We start from the raw sequence: 18,287 nt of genomic DNA, 5'->3' as shown, positions 1-18,287 counted from the left end.
TTCCTCTGTGTCCGCTGCGATCTCTTAACGGTCGTTGCTACCGCTCACCGTGTGGTTGCCGGATGAGCCCGGTCGACGCTGCGGCTGTCGAGCGACGTACGTACGACGCCTTGGTGTCGCGAGGTGCCGTACCCGTCGAGGGCGTGCCCGAACCCGGTTGGGGAGTGCTGTTCGCGGGAGCGCTGATGGCCGTTCGGATCGGCGCGGTACCAAGCGAGTTGTCGCTCGTCTGGCGGGCCTGATGCGACCGCCCGCCGATGTCAGGAGACCTGTCCATCGTTTCCATCCCGTTGAAGGGCACATTGGTCGTGCTCGCTGATGACTACTTTCGACTGGCGCATCACGACGTTGACGGGCGGCCTCGTCTGCACCACCGCGCCGTCGAGATCGGGTTGGCAGCCGCGCTTTTGGGTGAGTTGCTGTCGACTCGCCATATCGAGGTTCACGACGGTCACCTCGTGGTGGTCAACAGGACGCCACCGGTCGACGCGCTGTCTCACACCGTGCTCGATAGTCTGCTGGCGGAGTCGCATCGACAGACGGTGCGGACCTGGTTGCTGTTCCTGTCGCAAGCGGCTCGGACACAGGTGGCCAGCCGCCTGATTCGTCACGGGCACCTGCGGGCGGAGACCTCACGAAGGCTGTTCGGACCGCCGACTACCACATACCTTCCCACCGACATGAACCAGGCAGCCTGGCCGTGGTTGTCGTTGTCGATGCGGCTGCGAGACGGCCAGCAGCTCTCGTACGAGATGACATGCCTGGCAGGGCTGGCCCTGGCGACGGGCCTGGACAGGTGGCTGCTCGCGGGCGCCAGTTCGGCGAGCGTGGCCTACCTGCGGGAAGTCGTCACTCACACGTGGAAACCAATGCGAGAGCTGCTCGTGCATACCGAGGCCACGATCGGCGATGCGGTTCTGGCCCACCGCACCTGAGCGCCACTCCCTCCGTCCGCATACCCCTCGATTCCCGGAGTTGCTCTTGAACAGCCCACCAACACCCGCCAGCAACATCGCCGCCACCCTCGCCGCCAACCGCCTCGGCGTGCCGGCGGTGGTGTTCTTCGTGATCAGCGCTGCCGCGCCACTGACCGTGGTCGCTGGCGGCGCTACGACCGGCTATGCGATCACCGGTGTTCCCGGTATCCCTGTCGCGTACTTCGCGACGGCGACGATCCTTGCGCTGTTCGCTGTCGGCTACGTCGCCATGTCCCGGCGCGTTGTCAATGCCGGGGCCTTCTACACCTACATCGCCAATGGGCTCGGCCGACCCGCTGGCGTCGGTGGCGCGATGGTGGCACTGCTGGCGTACAACGCCATGCAGATCGGGCTCTACGGCGGCTTCGGTGCCGTGACCGCCGACTTTGTCAATCCGCGACTCGGCGTTGATGTCGCCTGGTGGGCCTACGCGCTCGCCGCCTGGGCGGCCGTGGCTGTCCTAGGCGTGATGCGGGTCGACCTCAACGGTCGAGTCCTGGCGGTGGTGCTCAGCGCCGAGATCTTCATCGCGGTGCTGTTCGACGTCGTGATGCTCGCGCATCCCGCACCCGCTACGGGCCTGAGCCTAGCCACGCTATCTCCAGCACATCTGGTCGCCCCCGGAATCGGCGCCGCCCTAGTCACGACGCTCACCGGGTTCGTGGGCTTCGAGAACACCACAGTCTTCGCCGAAGAGACCCGGGACCCGAAGCGCACGGTCGCGCGTGCCACCTACATCGCGGTTGCCATCACCGGCCTGCTGTACGGACTCAGCGCGTGGGCCATGTCGGTCGCCACCGGGCCCGACCGCATTGTCGCCGCAGCGACCGAAGACAGCACAAACCTCATCTTCAACCTCGTCCAACCACACGTGGGGCGCTTTGCCGTCACCGTCGGACAGGTGCTCTTCATCAGCAGTCTGTTCGCTGCTGTACTCAGCTTTCACCACACAGTGGCCCGTTACACCTTCGCCCTCGGCCGGGAAGGGGTCGTCCCGGCGTGGCTGGGGCGGACGAGCCGTCGTAGCGGGGCCCCCGCCGCAGGATCGCTCACCCAGACCGTGCTTGCGCTGGCGGTGTTGGTCGGCTACGTAGTAGCCGAGGCCGACCCGATCAAGCACCTGTTCTTCTGGGTGACCGTGACCGGTGGCCTCGGTGTGCTGATCCTCATGGCCAGCACCTCGGCCGCCGTGGTCGGCTTCTTCATCTTCCAGCGGCGGGGCGAGACCCGGTGGCGATGGTTGGTCGCTCCGGGCCTCGCGACCGGCCTCCTGGGCCTCGTGCTGTGGGCGACCATCGACGACTTCGCCACGCTCCTTGGCGTCGAGCCGTCCTCGCCGCTGCGGTGGATCTTCCCCGTCGCTTATGCGGTCGCTGCCCTGATCGGAATCGGCTGGGCGCTGCTCCTGCGTGTGCTTAGACCCGCCGTGTACGAGGGGATCGGCCTGGGCGCGCGCAGCGTCACCGCCAGGGCCCTCGCCCCGCTCGCCCGCTCGATCCCCGCCGGAGCCGAGGAAATGGACCGATCCTGATGACCCGTGTTGCACCTCCGGCGGTGATCCGCCACGCAAGGGCCGGCGATCAGCAGCATCTCGTCAGCCTGCTGGCCGTGGCTTTCCATGACGGCCCGCTCGCGGACTGGCTCGTGCCTGATGACACTGCCCGCCCTGCCATCTACCGCGACTACTTCGGGATCTGGGTGGAGCACGCACTCCAGCACGGCATGGTCCACGTCACTGGCGACCTCTCCGGCGTCGCCATCTGGTACTCGATGACCGATCCGATGCCGGATCCCAATGCCGACTGGCGCCTCATCGCCGGATGCGGTCGCTGGTGGCGGCGCTTGGACCTGCTGGCCGACGTGTTCGCCGAGCATCACCCAACCTGGCCTCATCACTACCTGGCCTTCCTCGCCGTCGCTCCCGACCGACAGCAACAGGGGATCGGTGCAGCCCTGCTGCACCACCACCACGCTCAACTCGCCACGCTCTGGCTACCGGCCTACCTGGAAGCGAGCAACCACCGCAACCGCGCACTGTATCTGCGCCACGGATACCGGAATGACGGACCCGTTCAGCTGCCGGACAACGGGCCACAAATCTGGCCGATGCACCGACCGCAAACGGCTGCGGCGAAAGCGGACGGGGGCACACCGTGAACAAGCTCCTGCGCATCGGTCGGGCCACCGCCGTCGAGATACCCGATGTCTCGGCGCTGATCGCCGCCGCCATCGCCCCGCAGCCGCTCGGCGCCTGGCCCGTTCCGGACCCGGGCCGTCGCGGGCCGGTGCTGGCCGCATGGGCTCGGATATGGACCGAGCACGCATTCCTCTGGGGAGACATCCACCTCCTCGACAACCGCACCGCCGTCGCTGTCTGGCTTCCCCACGACCGCGAGACACCCGGCCCGGTCGACTACCGGAGGCGACTCACCGCCGCCTGCGGCGAGTACCTCCACCAATTCCAGCACCTGGACGAGCAGCTCGCCAATCACCATCCCACTCAAGCGCACACCCAACTCGTCTTCCTCGCCACCCATCCCGGCCATCAGCGGCAGGGACATGCCGACGCTTTGCTGCGCTACCGCTCCGAACACCCCAGGCGTCTTGGGGAACCCACCTGCGGCCATGTCATCACCACTGCCGGACGGCGCCTGCTGAGTGCCCACGGCTATGTCAAGCGAGAACCCATCACGCTACCGGCAGAGGAAGGCCAAATCGTCCCTATGTGGCGCGACTGCCAAGAACCCATCCGATCGAATCCGCAACTTCCGCTCCCCAGCGAGGGCTAATGACTCGGGGTAATGCACTCGCCGACGGGAACGCTCTTCCGCTTTGGTGTATGACGCACTACCGCTTGTGGATCTCCGAGGTCACTCCGGCCTGGACGGTGCCGCCGGCGCCGGCTCGCGCCGGTGGCGTTACGCCATCGGCCGCTGGCCGTGCCTTCGCCTGGGGCGACTTCCACTAGTCGGCCCAGGCAGCCGGCCCGTCTCGGCGTCCCCCGGCGACGAGACGGGCCGGCGTCAGGCCAGCCGATCCATCACAGACTTCGCTGCCGCCGGCAGCGGATACCCGGCGTCCGTAGGTCAGGCCCCGGCCCACCGAACTGAGCCAGAAGCCGGGAGAGGAGGTGAGATCCATGACTGTGGCAGTCCACCAGATTGAAGGCCACCCCGACGCGCCAGCGACGCGTCGAGGTGGTGCTCTGAAGCGCTGGCTGGCCAAGCGCACGCTCAAGCGGCGGCTGCTCGCGCTGATGCTCATAGCGCTGTAACCAAAAGCCGGGGCCGGCGAGTTTCCCACCGGCCCCGGCCGCCGGCGCCCCGGGCACTGCGCACCCGGACGCCCGGCGCAGCCAGCCTGCCCACCCACCGGTCCGTAGAGAGGTCACCATGCGTATATCCGTCGCGCTGTTCAACTATGAAAATGGCGGGCGCGCCGCCGATGGGACATACAACTTCACCAAGCTTCAGGCCGCCTTCGCCGATGTCAACGAGCCGCCGAGCCTGATTCTCTTCTGTGAGGCGAAGAACTATCGCGACCAGGCGGGCGAGGCCAAGTACGCGGCAGCGGAAGCGCTGTCGGACGAGCTGGGAGTGCCGTACTCGGTCGAGCTGGGATCGATGCACCGCGGCCCACTCCCGCCTGCCATCTTTTACAACCCGGACGTTCTAGTACTTCGGCGTTGGTGGAATCAGGACGATCCAGGGGCATACGAGGATCAGCGCAACGTCGCGAGATTCGCAGTACGTGAAAGCGGTCGGATCGCTGAGGAGCGGACAGAGTTTCTGGCCTTCGTTAACCACTGGGAACCGCTCTCCGGCGATGTCCGCTTGGAGGAAGCCAGACGACTGAGCCGATACGGCGACCGGCAGCCGCTTCCTGTAATTGGAGGTGGCGATTTGAACGCCACGGCGTCGGGCGACCACCTGCCACAGAGGGACTGGATGGCTGCGGGTTTCAGTCACCGATCCCACAAAGGCATCCTCGGGCCCGACGGCAAGTGGGGGCCAGACACCCGCGCAATGGACTACCTCCTCGGTACCTGGAATACGGAGACCCAAACTCGACAAGATGGTTGCGGCCTCTACGCCATTGCCGAGATGGCTTGGCAGAGGAACCCCAATCGACCGATCCTGCCGACGGTCAACGCTGGCGTCGATGCTGGTGGCGGTCTCCTCATCGACTGGCTGTTGGTCAACGATGTCATGGCGCCCTACGTGATTGCCGATAGCTACAAGGTCCACGTCCCCGATCCCGGCGGCGTGGTTCCGTCGGACCACCGACTCGTCACCGCCGACATCGATCTGCCCTCGCCGCTGCTGACGGCCACAGGCGCCGGTCCTGAATCGATGCGCCACTTCCAAGGACCAAACCCTTAAGCGGTGTCGACTCATCACCCAGAGAAGGGCGTGAGATCATGAGCAGCAGGTCAACGTTGAGCCCTCCAGGGCGCCTCGGCGTTCTCGCGCTAGCCGCCGGGACTACCCTCGCCCTCATTGCCTCAACGACTGTGATCGTGCAGCCACCGGAAGGGGAAACATCGGCCCTGCACCGGGCAGCATCGACGCCACCTCCGGTCGCGCCGTCACTACCCGTCCGCCCGAGCGTAAGCGATCGGCTGTTCGCACTCGCCGCGCGAATCGATCCCAAGTCCGATGACTCGCACGCCGGCCCCTATACGTATGTGCACACCCGGCAATGGGCGCGGAACGGCCAAGCGCTTGCCCGGTTCGAGGTTGAGCAGTGGCGGCATCCGAACGGGTCGGGCGTCATAATCGAGCGGCGTCCGCCGGACCGGAGCATCCTCACCGGCCTGCCTGCCAAGGAAGAGCTGGCGGTGTTCCGGCGAGCCAGGGCAAAACGAGAGCAGTACGGTCCAGGACGTCTCGCACCCGAGCTGGCCGAGCCAATATCTGCGGACCCGGGCACGCTGGTCATCCAACTCCATGCCCTCGTGCCACCGCAGAGTGGACCCGGGGCGCTGGTCACCGCAGTTGCCAACATCCATCGGACGCACTACCTCGACCACCGCCAGCGGGCAGCGGTTCTTCGTGTGCTGGCGCCGATTCCATCCTTGCGTTACGAGGGCGAGGTCACCGATGTTGCCGGTCGGGCCGGTATCGCTGTCAGCCTGAATGGCGGCCCATCGACCACCACGCTCGTCTTCGATCGCACAACAGGGGCACTGCTTGCGCATCAGGAGTCTTTGAACACTCAACCACCCGCACTCTTTCAATATCAGCTCTTCGAGCACGGGCGCCGATCGCTACCTGGCAAGTAATCGGCTTAACGCATGTACCGGGACCGATCTGGCGGGTGTCTGGTCGGAGTGAAAGGTATGGAGGCACGGTGGCGGTGAGCGATCCCCCAGGATTCGTGCGTGCTGAGGCGGCGGATGTGGACGCCGTTGCCCGGATCATCGCCGACGCGTGGTGTGATCTTGATCAGGCGGCGTGGCTCGTTCCTAACCGCAGGGAACGACGAACGATCCTCGGAGAGGTCGCCCGCATACACGTCGAGCACGCCTTGTTCTATGGCACGGTCGAGGTCTTACGTGATGGCACCGCCGTCGCTGTCTGGTTCGACCGTCATCGACCCCTGCCTCCTCCGCCGGATTACGAGTCAAGGCTTCTCGCTGTCGCCGGCAGCAGCAGTCACCGGTTCGTGGTGCTGGGCAAGCAACTAGATATGTACCGGGAGCCTGCCGGCTACGAGCACTTGGCGTTCGTCGCAGTGACTCCTGGGCTAAGAGGACGGGGAATCGGTCGGATGCTGGTGCAGCACCATCTGGCGAGGCTCGACAGGGCCGAGGTCCCGACGTACGCGGATGCTGCGACGAACTCCGCCCGTGAGTTCTACCGGGCACTCGGCTACAGCCCGACCTGTGCCGTCACGGTCCCCAACGGAAGCCGAGTCTGCCTGATGTGGCGACCGGTGCCGGCGGTGGAGGGTGGTGAGGATTGCCGAGCAGAAAACAAATCAAGTGGCCGTACCTTTGTGGCCGTTTCGGCAGGAAAGATGACGATGGCGCGACCGATGAAGGTATTGACACCGGAACGATCGCCGCGCGACCGTTTCGGCGCTCGTCTGCGTGGTCTTCGGTTGCGCGAGGGGCTGTCGCAGAACGCTCTAGCGCGGTTGATCCGCCACAGCCCGGGAATCGTCGGAGCGGTGGAGCGCGCCCAGCGATGGCCAACCCGGGAACTTGCTCAACGGTGCGACGAGGTGTTGGGGGCGGGGGGTGAGTTACTGATCCTGTGGCCTGTGGTTGACAAAATGCGGGAGGCAAGCGACGGCAGGCGTCGACGAGTCCGGCGTGCCCGCAGTCAATAGTTGTCCGTGAGGCGCCAGCTTGCCTTGCGTGGGGAGTCGCTGTCTTTCGTCGGAACGCGCCCGGCAAATCCAATCGCACAACAATCATCCTGTGTATTTGTGCGAATCGCATCCCTAGCGCCGAGGCCGCAAAGACGTGTTAATGGATATGGCGGGGCGACCGCCCCGTCAGATTTCAAGAACCGGAGGAGGATGACATGGCACCAGGTTACCCGGCCCACGCGGGCGTGACCGAGACGGCGTCACCGTTCGGGCGCGGAACCGTCCCGGCCGCGACGAGCGCAACCGATGGGCCTTCGGACGCGGTGACGAGCTTCGCCACGGTGGCGGACGCGTCCCTGTCGCTGGGCCACCGCACCTACTCGGGCACGGTCGCCACGACCGAGCGGCTGCCCTGACCACCCGCCCGGCTTGGTCCCGGAGCCGGGCTGACACACAACGTTCCTGACAGCCAGGGCGCCGGACGCGCATCCCCCCTGACGCGTCCGGCGCCCTGGCGCCCAGCACCCGATTTCCGGAGGTCGCCCATGCCAGCGCCACCGCAGGTCCCACTCGCAGTGAGCACCGCCACCGGCCTTCGGCCCGGTCTTCGGCTGCGTCACGAACACTTCGGCGCCCTTGCCTGGAACACCAACCCACGTCGCATCCACCGACTGCCGCCCACCGCAACGGCGCTCACCCTGCTCCACCAGACCCCGCGCCCGCCTCAACTCGGTGAAGCCGAGGCGGCACACGCCCAGTCCCGCCTGGGTATCGACCTGACCGCATGGGCGCACCTCGCCACCGAACTGCTCGCCCAAGGCATCCTCGTGCCGGTCGACGGCCCGGCCATGCCGGTCGACACGGACGCCATCGACGCGGTCGTGTCGCGGATCGCCGCCCAGACCCCCACCGTGCCGGTGCTGAAACCGCTGTGGGTCCACCTACAGCCGTTTATCCGCTGCAACCAGCGCTGCCTGCACTGCTACTGCTCCGGCGGCCCGCAAGCAGACGATTTCCTCCTCGACGTTCCAACGTGGCTGTCACTGGTAGGCAAGCTCGACGACTACGGCGTGCTCGACATCTACGTCACCGGCGGCGAAAGCCTCCTGCGTGACGGGTTCTTCGCCATCGCCGACGAGATCCTGGGCCGGGGGATGGGGTTCGGGGTCAGCACCAACGCGACCGTCCTGTCCGAACGCGTCATCGCCCGGCTACGCCGGTTGCGCATCGGCAGCGTGCAGGTCTCCCTCGACGGCGGCACGCCGGCCACCCACGAGCTGATCCGCGGCGCCCCCGGCTCCTTCGCCCGCACCCTGACGGGGATCGACCGGATCAGCGAGTTCTGCGACGTGGTCATCAACACCGTCGTCAACAAGATCAACATCGGTGAGCTGGAGCAGGTCGTCCAGGTCGGCATCGCGCACGGGTGCCGCCGGTTCAAGTTCTTTCCGCAGAAGCCCGTCGGACGCTCCAGCCGTGACCTGACACTCTCCGACTCCGAGATCATGGACGAACTGCGCGCCGAGTGTGTCCGCCTGGCCGAGGCGCACCGGGTCGAGATCGAGACCGTCAACCCCGGGCAACCCTGTGGCAACGGGTCGGTCGGCTTCGCCGTCGACCAACGCGCCGACATCTACCCCTGCATCTTCGGTGTCGAGAATCCTGCACAGCGGTGCGGCAACCTGCTCACCGACGACCTGGATCAGGTCTGGTTCGCCTCGCCGATCCTCGCCGCCTTCCGGGGGGAGGTGCCGACCCCGTGCCGGCGCTGCGAATGCTGACCCAGCCGACCCCGAGTACCCGGGCGCGGGTGTTGCTGTACGCGCCCGCCCTGTCCGAGCTGCACTTTAAACAGCGCCACGTCGACGGGGAAGCCCTCGCCCTGCACGCCCATCTGCGAGCCGCCGGTCACCACAGCACGCTGCTCGACGCCTACTACCGCGCCCGCCGTGCCACCGCCCTCGATGACGTGATCGCGAAGCAGGGGCCGTTCGACGTGCTGCTGGTCCACCTGTGGACCTCCGACGCCTACGGGCCACGACTACGCAGCATCGCCGACGAGCTGGCCGCGACCCGGGCCCGACACCAGATCCCGGTCGTCGGCTTCGGTCCTCTGGCCACCAGCGCCGCCACCGAGCTGCGCCACCACCAGGCCGTCGACCACACCATCAGCCTCGGCCAGCACCCGGCGGCGATCAAGAACGCCACAGTGTCCGCCGTGATGGCCGACGCCGCAGCCCATCTGACCGGCCACACCCCGCTGACCGCATTCACCGACGCGGACGTGCCCTACCAGCCCGACGCGGTGGTGTCGGTCAGCGCCAGCCGGGGCTGCCGTAGCCGGTGCACCTTCTGCGCCTACAACGCCGACCTCGGCGGCGGCTGGACCCGGCTGCCGATGGCGGCGGCGGTCGCCGACATCGCACACCTGCATCACCTGACCGGCGCGACCCGGTTCGCGTTCGCCGATTCCGACTTTGGCAGTACCCGCGCCGTCTGTGCGCAACGCGCGGCCGAGCTGCTCGACGAGCTGCACCAGCGTGGCCTGACCGGGCGGCTGAGGATCAGCCTCAACATCCGCAGCGAAACCCTGGACCCGGACATCTTGACCGTGCTCGCGGCGGCCGGCGTCGACGTCATCCTGATCGGCGCCGAATCCTTCAACCCGGACACGCTGCACCGCCTGTACGGCAAACGCCAAGATGTCGGTCACCTCCATGAAGTGGTGGCGGCGGCGGACGTTGCTGGCATCACCACCGTCGCCAGCTACATCCTCTGGCACCCCTGGCAGAGCATCGAAGGATTGCGACTGGAACTCGCCGCCATCGAACGTTTCGGCCGCCACCGGATACCGCAGTTCATGGCCCGCAGCCGGCTCCTGGTCATCCCCGGTACTGTCGCCGAACGGCACATCCGTGGCGCGGGCCTGCTTGACGCCGCCCCGTTTCGTCGTGCCTTCCGCTTCGCCAGACCGGACGTCGCCGACCTCTACGATGCGCTCGCCGCCTGGTTCGTCCAGAACGTGACACCCGTCCTGCCACGGCTGTCAGAGAACCGGGCAGACGACATCAAGGTCCTCGCCGAGCTGAAAATCGCGGAGTGGCGATGGCTGACCGCCGCCCTCGGCATCCCCACCACGACCGCCACCGGAGCCGCCCGATGACGAACCTCGTTCTCGGTCTTCACGCCGGCGCGAACTCGGCCGCGGCTATCGGCAGCGCGGGACGGCTGCTGTACTGCGTCCAAGAAGAGCGTCTGACCGGCATCAAGGGCTACATGGGCTTCCCGACCCAGGCCGTCACCGCCTGCCTCGACCAGCTCGGTGCCAAGCCCGAAGACATCACCCACGTCGCCTACGGATCCCGATCAGGCTCCACCGAGCACTGCCCCCGCGAGGAGTTCCTTCGCCGGCTTGCCGCCTTCCACGACCGCCCTGACCGCGCAGAGCAGGAGATGGCGCTGCTCGCCGACGAATCCCCAGCCATGCAGAACCGGATCCGAGCACACCTGGCCGACTTGGGAATCACCGCGCCCGTCACCTTCACCGACCACCACCTCACCCACGCCGCCACCGCCTACTACGGCCTTCGCGCCAACCCCCGTAAGCGGTACCTCGTACTGACCTGCGACGGGTTCGGAGACGGCGCCTGCGCCACCGTCTCCCTCTGGCACAACGGCCAACACCGCGAGATCGCCCGCACCGACCTACGAAACTCCGTCGGCCTGCTCTACTTCTGGACCACCCACGCATACGGCTTCACCCCGCACGAGGATGAATACAAGCTCATGGGGATGGCGCCCTACGCCAACCCCGACCGGGCCGCCGCAGTCGCCGCCATCTACGCCCGCTACCTCACTCTCGACGCCAGCGGCCTCCGGTTCGTCCGCAACACGGGCGCCAGTCTGGAACAGTCCTGGCCGGCCATCCGCCGTCAGCTCCACCGGCACCGGTTCGACGATGTGTTCGCCGGCCTCCAACGCTTCACCGAAGACCTGCTCTGCGCCTGGACCGCCGCCGCCATCAAGCACACCAGCATCCCCGACGTCCTCGCCAGCGGTGGCGTCTTCATGAACGTCAAGGCCAACCAGCGCATCGCCGCCCTACCGGAGGTCCGCACGTTCGCCGCGTTCCCGTCCTGCGGAGACGAAAGCCTGCCCATCGGCGCCTTCTACCTCACTAGCAGGAACGTCGGCGGTCACGACGTAGTTGAGCCGCTGGGCGATTGCTACCTCGGCGACGATGTCACCGACGCACAAGCCACTGCGGCGCTCAGCGGCATCAAGTGGAATGTTCGACGACCGTCCGACATCGATGGGACCGTCGCCGACCTCCTCGCCAGCGGAGAGATCGTCGGCCGGTGCGCAGGACCCATGGAGTTCGGCGCCCGCGCCCTCGGCAACCGGTCCATCCTCGCCGACCCCGGCAACGCCGACCTGCCCCGCGTACTCAACCGCCTCGTCAAGCAACGCGACTTCTGGATGCCGTTCGCCCCCGCGATCCTCGCCAGCCGCCAGCACGACTACCTCGACAACCCCAAACGGATCGACAGCCCGTACATGATGATGGCCTTCCCCGCCCAGCCGGCAGCGGTGCCGCAGATGATCGCCGCCCTGCACCCGGCCGACCTCACCTGCCGACCACAGATCGTCCCCGACAACGCCGACACCGGCCTCGCCCGCATCCTCACCGCCTACCAACACCGCACCGGCCGCGCAGTCCTGCTCAACACCTCGCTGAACCTGCACGGACACCCGATCGTCCGTACCGCAGGCGAGGCGCTCGCCGTTCTGGACCGTTCCGATCTGCGACACATGCAGGTCGGCCCCTACCTCGCCAGCAGAGACGCCCCCGACCTGCGTCCGCAGGATACGTGACCGTCGCTACTCGCCGCCGACATCCTCGATATGGATATCCAGCGCCGCAGCCAGGGCGTACGACAAAGCAATGAGATCCTGATGGGCGATGACGGCCCCGCTCATGCTCGTCACGCCCCCGATCCCAGCCAGGTTGCAGTTGGCGAACCGCGTACCCGCCATCGTGGCCTGCGAGAACTGGGCCGCCGTCAGGTCGCAGTTCGTGAACCGCACCCCACTCAGATCCGCATTCTGAAAATCCGCCTGCGTCAGGTTGCAGCCCTCGAACACGACGCTGGCGAAGTCCGTGAACCGCCACGAGGACAGGTCGAGCCGACACTCCGTGATCGTCACGTCTCGCACAGCCCCATTGATCCAGTGCAACCCCGTCATCCGGCTGGCAGACAACCGCGCCCGGAGCATGGACGACTTCTCCGCCCGCAGGTTCGCCAGGTTCGTACGCTCGAACAGGCAATCAGTGAACGTCCCACCGTCAAGATGGCCACCGCTCAGGTCCGAGCCCCTGAAGCGACACTGTGCGAACTCGACGCCATCCGCGGACTGCGCCGACATGTCCAGATCAAAAAAGCCGAGTCGTCGGAACGTCGCCTCGTCGTCCAGAGCGTGGTCATCCATAGTTGCGAGGTCCAGCGACGACGGCGGCCTGGGCTTCGCTGGCGCCCGCCAACGAGCGACACCACCACGACGGGACGACCGCACAGTCATCCCCGCACGCTAGCCGAGGTGATCGTCCAACGCGCCGGTCCACACGCCGGACCCATTCCTACAAATGCGCCCGCCCAACGCCAGTGAGCGACGGCGGCCTCGGCTGTCCGACATGGGCAACCGCGCGTCGGCGCCTCGGCTCGCAAGTATGCCCGGTGATGGCCAGCACCCCGATAGCCGCGGCCAAGAGACGACGGCCATCGGGCGTTGAGGCAGTGGCCGGTGCGAGATGTCGATGCAGGTGTGAGTGGGCGTACGGCGAGGGGTGGTCGTAGAGAGCACGACCCCTCGCGTTCGTCCGGGGCACCACGAAGATCACCGACCTCCGTTCCCCCCCCGTTACCTTTTTGATCGTCCCCAGCCGGGGACCCTCGGTCGCCTGGCCCGGTATGACTTACTGCCCCTGTCGTACGCATGATCCGGGGGGTGTTGTCGCCGGGTCGGGTGGCGTCGGCGGACCGCTGATAGGGACCAGGCCGCCCCTTTTCGGGGTAGGTCTCTTCGTAACGTGGCTGCCGGCAGTCCGACGCCCAGACCGGCCGAGGCGCGTAACGGATTGTGGAGGCGACAGAGGTGCACGGCGACTACCAGGTCTTCCTGGGCTTGGACGTCGGTAAAGGTGATCATCATGCGGTCGGTTTGGCTGCGGATGGCAAGCGGCTGCACGACGCGCCATTGCCCAACACCGAGGCCCGGCTGCGGGCTCTGTTCGACAAACTCGGCCGTCACGGCCGGGTCCTGGTGGTGGTTGACCAGCCCGCGTCGATCGGCGCCCTGCCCGTCGCGGTCGCCCGTGCCTGCGGGCATCAGGTGGCCTACCTGCCAGGTCTGGCGATGCGGCGGATCGCTGACCTACACCCCGGAAACGCGAAGACCGACGCCCGCGACGCCTACGTCATCGCGGACGCGGCCCGCACCCTGCCCCACACCCTGCGGCGGGTCGACACCGGCGACGACACCCTGGCCGAGCTGGAGATGCTGGTCGGCTACGACGACGACCTCGCCGGCGAAGCCACCCGAGTCTCCAACCGCATCCGAGGACTGCTCACCCAGATCCACCCCGCCCTCGAACGCGTCCTCGGCCCCAAAATCCAGCACCCGGCAGTACTGGAACTGCTCTCCCGCTGCGGCGGTCCGGTCGGGCTGCGCAAGGCCGGCCGACGCAAACTCACCTCGATCGCGGTCAAGAACGCGCCCCGCATGGGTACGAAGCTGGTCGAGGCGATCCTGACCGCCCTCGACCAGCAGACCGTCACCGTCCCCGGCAGCCAGGCCGCCGAGACGATCCTGCCCCGCCTCGCCGACTCCCTGCGCGACGTGTCGCGCCAACGCGACCAGGTCGCCAGCGAGGTCGAGAGGATGCTTGATGCGCACCCTCTCGCCGAGGTCCTGACCTCGATGCCCGGCATCGGGGTCAGGACCGGCGCCCGGATCCTGCTCGAAGTCGGCGACGGCTCCGCCTTTGCCAGCTCCGGGCACCTGGCCGCCTACGCCGGCCTCGCCCCCGTCACCCGACGCTCCGGCAGCTCGATCCGCGGCGAGCACCCACCCAAGGGCGGCAACAAGCAGTTGAAACGCGCCTTCTTCCTCGCCGCGTTCGCAGCCCTGGCCGACCCCGCATCCCGCACCTACTACGACCGCAAACGCGCTGAAGGCAAGAAACACAACGCCGCCCTCATCTGCCTCGCCCGACGCCGCGTCGACGTCCTACACGCGATGCTCCGCGACAAGATCCCTTACCAGCCCCGGCCGCTGCCGGCTCTAGCATCAGCGACGTGATGGACCTGGACCTCGGCGACTTCACGGACGCCGTCACCGCCCGCACCGCGCAATGGGCAAACGCAGGCGTGCGATGGGAGCTCCATCGCGGGCCCACCCGTGACAAGTCAGCGGCCTGGATCATCTGCACCACCGCCGACCGCGAGGCCCAACTCACCGTCTGGACCAGCGGCGAGGCCGAACTCGACATCGCCCAGATCTCCACAGGCACCGTCACAAGCACCCACTACGACATGTCCACCGCCGCCGACCTCACCACCTGCCTCGACGAACTCACCCATCAGTTGACGTCGGCCCCTTCTGGGACTTGACCAAACCCATAGGGACACCCCCCCGCGAGTTCCCCTCAGGGAACTGTCGGGATTTGCTGTTCGCGGAGAGGACGGCTCCTAGCTGGGCTGTTGGGTGAGGGTGGTCGGCCTGGCCCCGGCAGTACGGTGCCCGGGCACTGGCCGGGTCGGTGGCCGATGCGAGGACCACATCCTGGCCGGGGCGGCAGAGCGGGACCGGACCGGTGTCGCCTGGGATTCCACTTTGGTGACCGGATGGTGGCTGAGCGTACGCGATGCGGTACCTCGGCGGCTTCCCCTGGGGGCCGCTGAGGAACCTCGCTGCCTACCGCCGACGGTGTATGAGTACTGCCTACAGCGGTCTGGAGAACGAGCGGCCTCGAATCCGAGTGTTGCCGAATGCGTCTGTTGGATTACGCGGGGTCTTGTTGGGTTGCTGTTGGGTCGACCGAGTCCGGATCGCCGCGGGGGGTTGTCGGCTCCGCGGACGAGCTGGGGATCGCCGATCGATTTCTGGCGGTGCCCGCCACCGCACCGGCGACTGCCCGCCGAACCGCACTGGCCCAGCGACGTGCTGGCGAATGCGGTGACCTGTGGCGGGGTGGTCACGTCAGGGCTGACGAACGCGGTGGCCGACAGCAGTTCCCACAGGCGTTCAGTACGCCGACCTCCGGTTCGGCGAACCACTGGAGGATGGAGCTGATCAGCTGCTTGACGAACCAGTCGTCCATGTCAGCCCCCGATCCGGCCCTGCACGATCGCGAACAGAACCGGCGCGAGGTCCGCTAGCACGTAACCGAGGAGGGCGTTCTTAGGGCGGAGTTGACATCTCGATCTCGGTCGGGTCGCCGCCGGCGGCCAGCCGGCGCAGGCCACCGATGGTCAGGAACAGAGTCGCGACCCTGACCAGCAGCCCGACGATCCAGGACGTGATGTTGCCGATGATCACTGGCAGCGGATACGCGGCCAGGATTCGCGGGTCGGCCGCGTACGCCGGGGCCGAGCCGGTCACGGTTACAGGACCGTGACCGTGATGGTGAGGATGCGGTAGACGTTGCGGCGGAACATGGCGGGCACCTCCCGCCCCGCGTGCGGGGCTCGGAATGGGGTTGAGGTGGCCCACCAGGGATCGGGGCAGGGGTCGCTCCTTCCACCATCTGTGATCGGGGGCGAACACGGCCACTCAGGCCGGCCGCGCCCTGATCCCCGGGGCGCCGACACCGGCCGTTTCTCGGTCCGGTGTCTTGCCCACGAACGTCCGCTGTTGGGTGGCCAACACAACGTCCGGCGTGGACCCACGACCCAACAGCGACCCAACAGCGACCCAACGGCGACCCAACAGTGCGTCGCTGTTGGGTCGTATCCGTAGCAGCGACTTGCTGTTGGGTCGGCGCCACTCGTTGTTGGGTCGCCGCGACCAGATGTTGAGTCGCGCCGTCGGCAGGAGCGACGGGCTCGCGCGGCCATACGCTGTTGGACTGCAGTCATCCCTGTTGGGTCGTGGCGATGCGTTGCCGAGTCAACGCCTGCCGCCTCGACCAGTTAACCCCGGCTCCGCATGGCTGCCCCCTGCTATTGCTGTCTGGTCGCCCGCCGCACGATGCCTGCTGTTGGGTAGCCAACAGCAGGAGCGGCTTTCGCTGTTGGCTAACAGCGGATGCTTGCCAACAGTCACGGCTGTTGGGTCGACGCCGACGACCTGTTGGGCGTCGCGGCGCGACCTGTTGGGCGGGTGCCGCCCCGACAAGCCCCGACCTGTTGGGATTCTGTTGGGTAACCGACGACATGAGCGGATGGTCTGTGCCGGTCTGGCAGGGCCATTTGTAGGTGCGAACACGGCCAGTCAGCGCGGGGGCCACCCGCACATGATTGCAAAGCCTCACTCCACGCCCAGCGGCGTGGTCCGTCCCAACCTGTCCGACCAGGAGGCACGAGAACACGTCACCGTTCTCGGAGGTGGCGATGTCCCGATCGCCGTCTGGCGGCTCGACAACCGCGACGACACGGCACCCGCCACTGCCGGCAGCCGACTCGCGTCGCGCTTGGCACAGCGACTCATCCTCATGTACACCGGGCGCGGCGACGCGGTCGTCGACTTCGACAGCGACCCGTACCTGGAACACGCCACCGCGCGCACGTACCGCTCGTACCTGGCCATCGCCGATCCCAGCATGATCGCCGAGCTCGACACGATCACCGACCCGGTCAGCCTCGTCGTCCTGCGATGGCCACCGTCGCACACCACCCGGACGTCCGCCAGGGTCACTGATCTGTTTGCCGCCTTCCGGCTCATCATGACCGGCGACATCTGCGCCATCGCCACCGTCAGTCCCGCGGCACCGGGTCAGCCCGGCACGACGTATGCCGAGTACCTCGACGAACTCCTGCCGGCTGCCCGCGCCGCGGGCCTGACCCACGTCCTGCAGATCGTCGCGGTCACCGCACCCGTCGACGGCGAACAACTCCTCTGCTACGCCACCCGTCTGAGGCCGAGGCGGCGCGGCAGGACTGGTCCACTGGCGACAACGGTCCGAGCTACAGCGTCGACCTTCTAGTCTACACCAGCGGGAGTCGTGACGACTGACTGCGACACGCCACACGCCGCGCTCGGTGCCGCAGGCCCCGAACGTCGCCGCCGGCTGACATGCGAACGCCCTGCCACGTCGACCCGCTCGTCGATCCCAGGAGGCTGCCATGACTGACCGGGACTCACGACAGGTCGGGTGTGGCGCGTCGCGGTGCGCCACACCCCGCCGCGGTCACGGCTGCGATTTAACACAGGTCGGAGGCTATGGTGCTACCGCACCGGAAGGAGACCGCTCCTCCGCTTGGTGCGATGTCGACGACGCACCGTTTGAGAACATGAAGCTGGAATCGCCGCGGCACACGGGCATGGGCGCGGAGATGCGGCCCATGGTGGGGCTGCCGATCCCGGAGCCGCCAAACGTTGCGGATGGTACTGGGATCCGCTGCGTGGTCACGCCCGTTGACCGCGATGGGCGGCTGGCCGATCGGTCAGCGGTGAGGTTCATGGGTTGGGCTGCCGGGCATGCGGTCGAGTTGGCGATTGAGCCTGGCCCGCTTGGCCCGATCGTGGTGGCCCGCACCGGGCGTACGGTCCGGATGAACCCCGGTGGCCATCTGCGGCTGCCTCTGACGGTACGCCGCGCGTGTCGCATCGCTGCCAAAGATCGAGTGCTGGTCGTCGCGAACCGGCGACGGAACGAACTGCTGGTGATCCCGGTGGCCACCGTGGACGAGATAATCGCTCGCTACCGCCAGCCAGACGACAGCCGGGCCAGCCGATGACCGGGCCAACAGATCGGCGCGCTGCTCAGCTGGA

General features: G+C 67.3%; 18 protein-coding genes. 16 read left to right on the top strand and 2 right to left on the bottom strand.

What is annotated here, in order from left to right; all coding sequences use genetic code 11:
* The first annotated feature begins 257 nt into the window (after positions 1-257).
* From R6Y94_RS16065 to R6Y94_RS16010, 12 genes are all read left to right on the top strand, one after another.
* Positions 258-935, top strand: coding sequence for a GOLPH3/VPS74 family protein (locus R6Y94_RS16065; RefSeq protein ID WP_318396652.1), 678 nt, complete (start codon positions 258-260; stop codon positions 933-935).
* 40 nt (positions 936-975) lie between these two features.
* Positions 976-2,508, top strand: coding sequence for an APC family permease (locus R6Y94_RS16060; RefSeq protein WP_318396651.1), 1,533 nt, complete (start codon positions 976-978; stop codon positions 2,506-2,508).
* Positions 2,508-3,134 (top strand): GNAT family N-acetyltransferase, encoded by a 627-nt coding sequence (locus R6Y94_RS16055; RefSeq protein WP_318396650.1) that lies wholly within the window; start codon positions 2,508-2,510, stop codon positions 3,132-3,134. Before R6Y94_RS16060 ends, R6Y94_RS16055 begins: the two co-directional genes overlap by 1 nt.
* Positions 3,131-3,766 (top strand): GNAT family N-acetyltransferase, encoded by a 636-nt coding sequence (locus R6Y94_RS16050; RefSeq protein WP_318396649.1) that lies wholly within the window; start codon positions 3,131-3,133, stop codon positions 3,764-3,766. The genes R6Y94_RS16055 and R6Y94_RS16050 overlap by 4 nt, the downstream gene beginning before the upstream one ends.
* A gap of 350 nt (positions 3,767-4,116) precedes the next feature.
* On the top strand, positions 4,117-4,251 hold the full coding sequence (locus R6Y94_RS16045; RefSeq protein WP_318396648.1) for a hypothetical protein: 135 nt from the start codon (positions 4,117-4,119) through the stop codon (positions 4,249-4,251).
* Positions 4,252-4,369: 118 nt separating this feature from the next.
* Positions 4,370-5,359: a hypothetical protein gene (locus R6Y94_RS16040; RefSeq protein ID WP_318396647.1), complete on the top strand. Its 990-nt coding sequence runs from the start codon at positions 4,370-4,372 to the stop codon at positions 5,357-5,359.
* A 38-nt stretch (positions 5,360-5,397) separates the two neighbouring features.
* Positions 5,398-6,261: a CU044_5270 family protein gene (locus tag R6Y94_RS16035; RefSeq protein ID WP_318396646.1), complete on the top strand. Its 864-nt coding sequence runs from the start codon at positions 5,398-5,400 to the stop codon at positions 6,259-6,261.
* A 68-nt stretch (positions 6,262-6,329) separates the two neighbouring features.
* Positions 6,330-7,313 carry a GNAT family N-acetyltransferase gene (locus tag R6Y94_RS16030; RefSeq protein WP_318396645.1) on the top strand — a complete coding sequence of 328 codons (984 nt, stop codon included), beginning with the start codon at positions 6,330-6,332 and terminating at the stop codon, positions 7,311-7,313.
* A gap of 197 nt (positions 7,314-7,510) precedes the next feature.
* The gene (locus R6Y94_RS16025; protein WP_318396644.1) at positions 7,511-7,711 is read left to right on the top strand and encodes a hypothetical protein; all 201 of its coding nucleotides are present in this window, start codon (positions 7,511-7,513) and stop codon (positions 7,709-7,711) included.
* Positions 7,712-7,870: 159 nt separating this feature from the next.
* The gene (locus tag R6Y94_RS16020) at positions 7,871-9,076 is read left to right on the top strand and encodes a radical SAM/SPASM domain-containing protein (protein WP_318396643.1); all 1,206 of its coding nucleotides are present in this window, start codon (positions 7,871-7,873) and stop codon (positions 9,074-9,076) included.
* Positions 9,055-10,458, top strand: coding sequence for a radical SAM protein (locus tag R6Y94_RS16015; protein ID WP_318396642.1), 1,404 nt, complete (start codon positions 9,055-9,057; stop codon positions 10,456-10,458). Before R6Y94_RS16020 ends, R6Y94_RS16015 begins: the two co-directional genes overlap by 22 nt.
* The gene (locus R6Y94_RS16010; RefSeq protein ID WP_318396641.1) at positions 10,455-12,170 is read left to right on the top strand and encodes a carbamoyltransferase C-terminal domain-containing protein; all 1,716 of its coding nucleotides are present in this window, start codon (positions 10,455-10,457) and stop codon (positions 12,168-12,170) included. Before R6Y94_RS16015 ends, R6Y94_RS16010 begins: the two co-directional genes overlap by 4 nt.
* A 6-nt stretch (positions 12,171-12,176) precedes the next feature.
* On the opposite strand, the gene R6Y94_RS16005 is transcribed toward R6Y94_RS16010, so the two are convergent.
* Complete coding sequence (locus R6Y94_RS16005) at positions 12,177-12,785, bottom strand: pentapeptide repeat-containing protein (RefSeq protein ID WP_318396640.1); 609 nt, start codon at positions 12,783-12,785, stop codon at positions 12,177-12,179.
* Positions 12,786-13,448: 663 nt separating this feature from the next.
* Here R6Y94_RS16005 and R6Y94_RS16000 point away from each other — a divergent pair.
* Positions 13,449-14,654, top strand: a complete 1,206-nt coding sequence (locus R6Y94_RS16000; RefSeq protein ID WP_318396697.1) for an IS110 family transposase — start codon at positions 13,449-13,451, stop codon at positions 14,652-14,654.
* Complete coding sequence (locus R6Y94_RS15995) at positions 14,654-14,965, top strand: hypothetical protein (protein ID WP_318396696.1); 312 nt, start codon at positions 14,654-14,656, stop codon at positions 14,963-14,965. The genes R6Y94_RS16000 and R6Y94_RS15995 overlap by 1 nt, the downstream gene beginning before the upstream one ends.
* A 790-nt stretch (positions 14,966-15,755) precedes the next feature.
* On the opposite strand, the gene R6Y94_RS15990 is transcribed toward R6Y94_RS15995, so the two are convergent.
* Positions 15,756-15,956 (bottom strand): hypothetical protein, encoded by a 201-nt coding sequence (locus R6Y94_RS15990; protein WP_318396639.1) that lies wholly within the window; start codon positions 15,954-15,956, stop codon positions 15,756-15,758.
* Between the two features lie 886 nt (positions 15,957-16,842).
* Between R6Y94_RS15990 and R6Y94_RS15985 the strand changes: the two genes are divergently transcribed.
* Together R6Y94_RS15985 and R6Y94_RS15980 are read left to right on the top strand one after the other, a co-directional pair.
* Positions 16,843-17,499: a hypothetical protein gene (locus R6Y94_RS15985; protein ID WP_318396638.1), complete on the top strand. Its 657-nt coding sequence runs from the start codon at positions 16,843-16,845 to the stop codon at positions 17,497-17,499.
* A gap of 307 nt (positions 17,500-17,806) precedes the next feature.
* A complete protein-coding gene (locus R6Y94_RS15980; RefSeq protein ID WP_318396637.1) occupies positions 17,807-18,253 on the top strand; it encodes a hypothetical protein in 447 nt (148 codons plus the stop codon).
* Positions 18,254-18,287 lie beyond the last annotated feature (34 nt).

This window comes from Plantactinospora sp. KLBMP9567 (assembly GCF_033446045.1).
In the GTDB taxonomy this organism is placed as follows: domain Bacteria; phylum Actinomycetota; class Actinomycetes; order Mycobacteriales; family Micromonosporaceae; genus Plantactinospora.
This window is presented reverse-complemented; position numbering and strand designations above follow the sequence as displayed.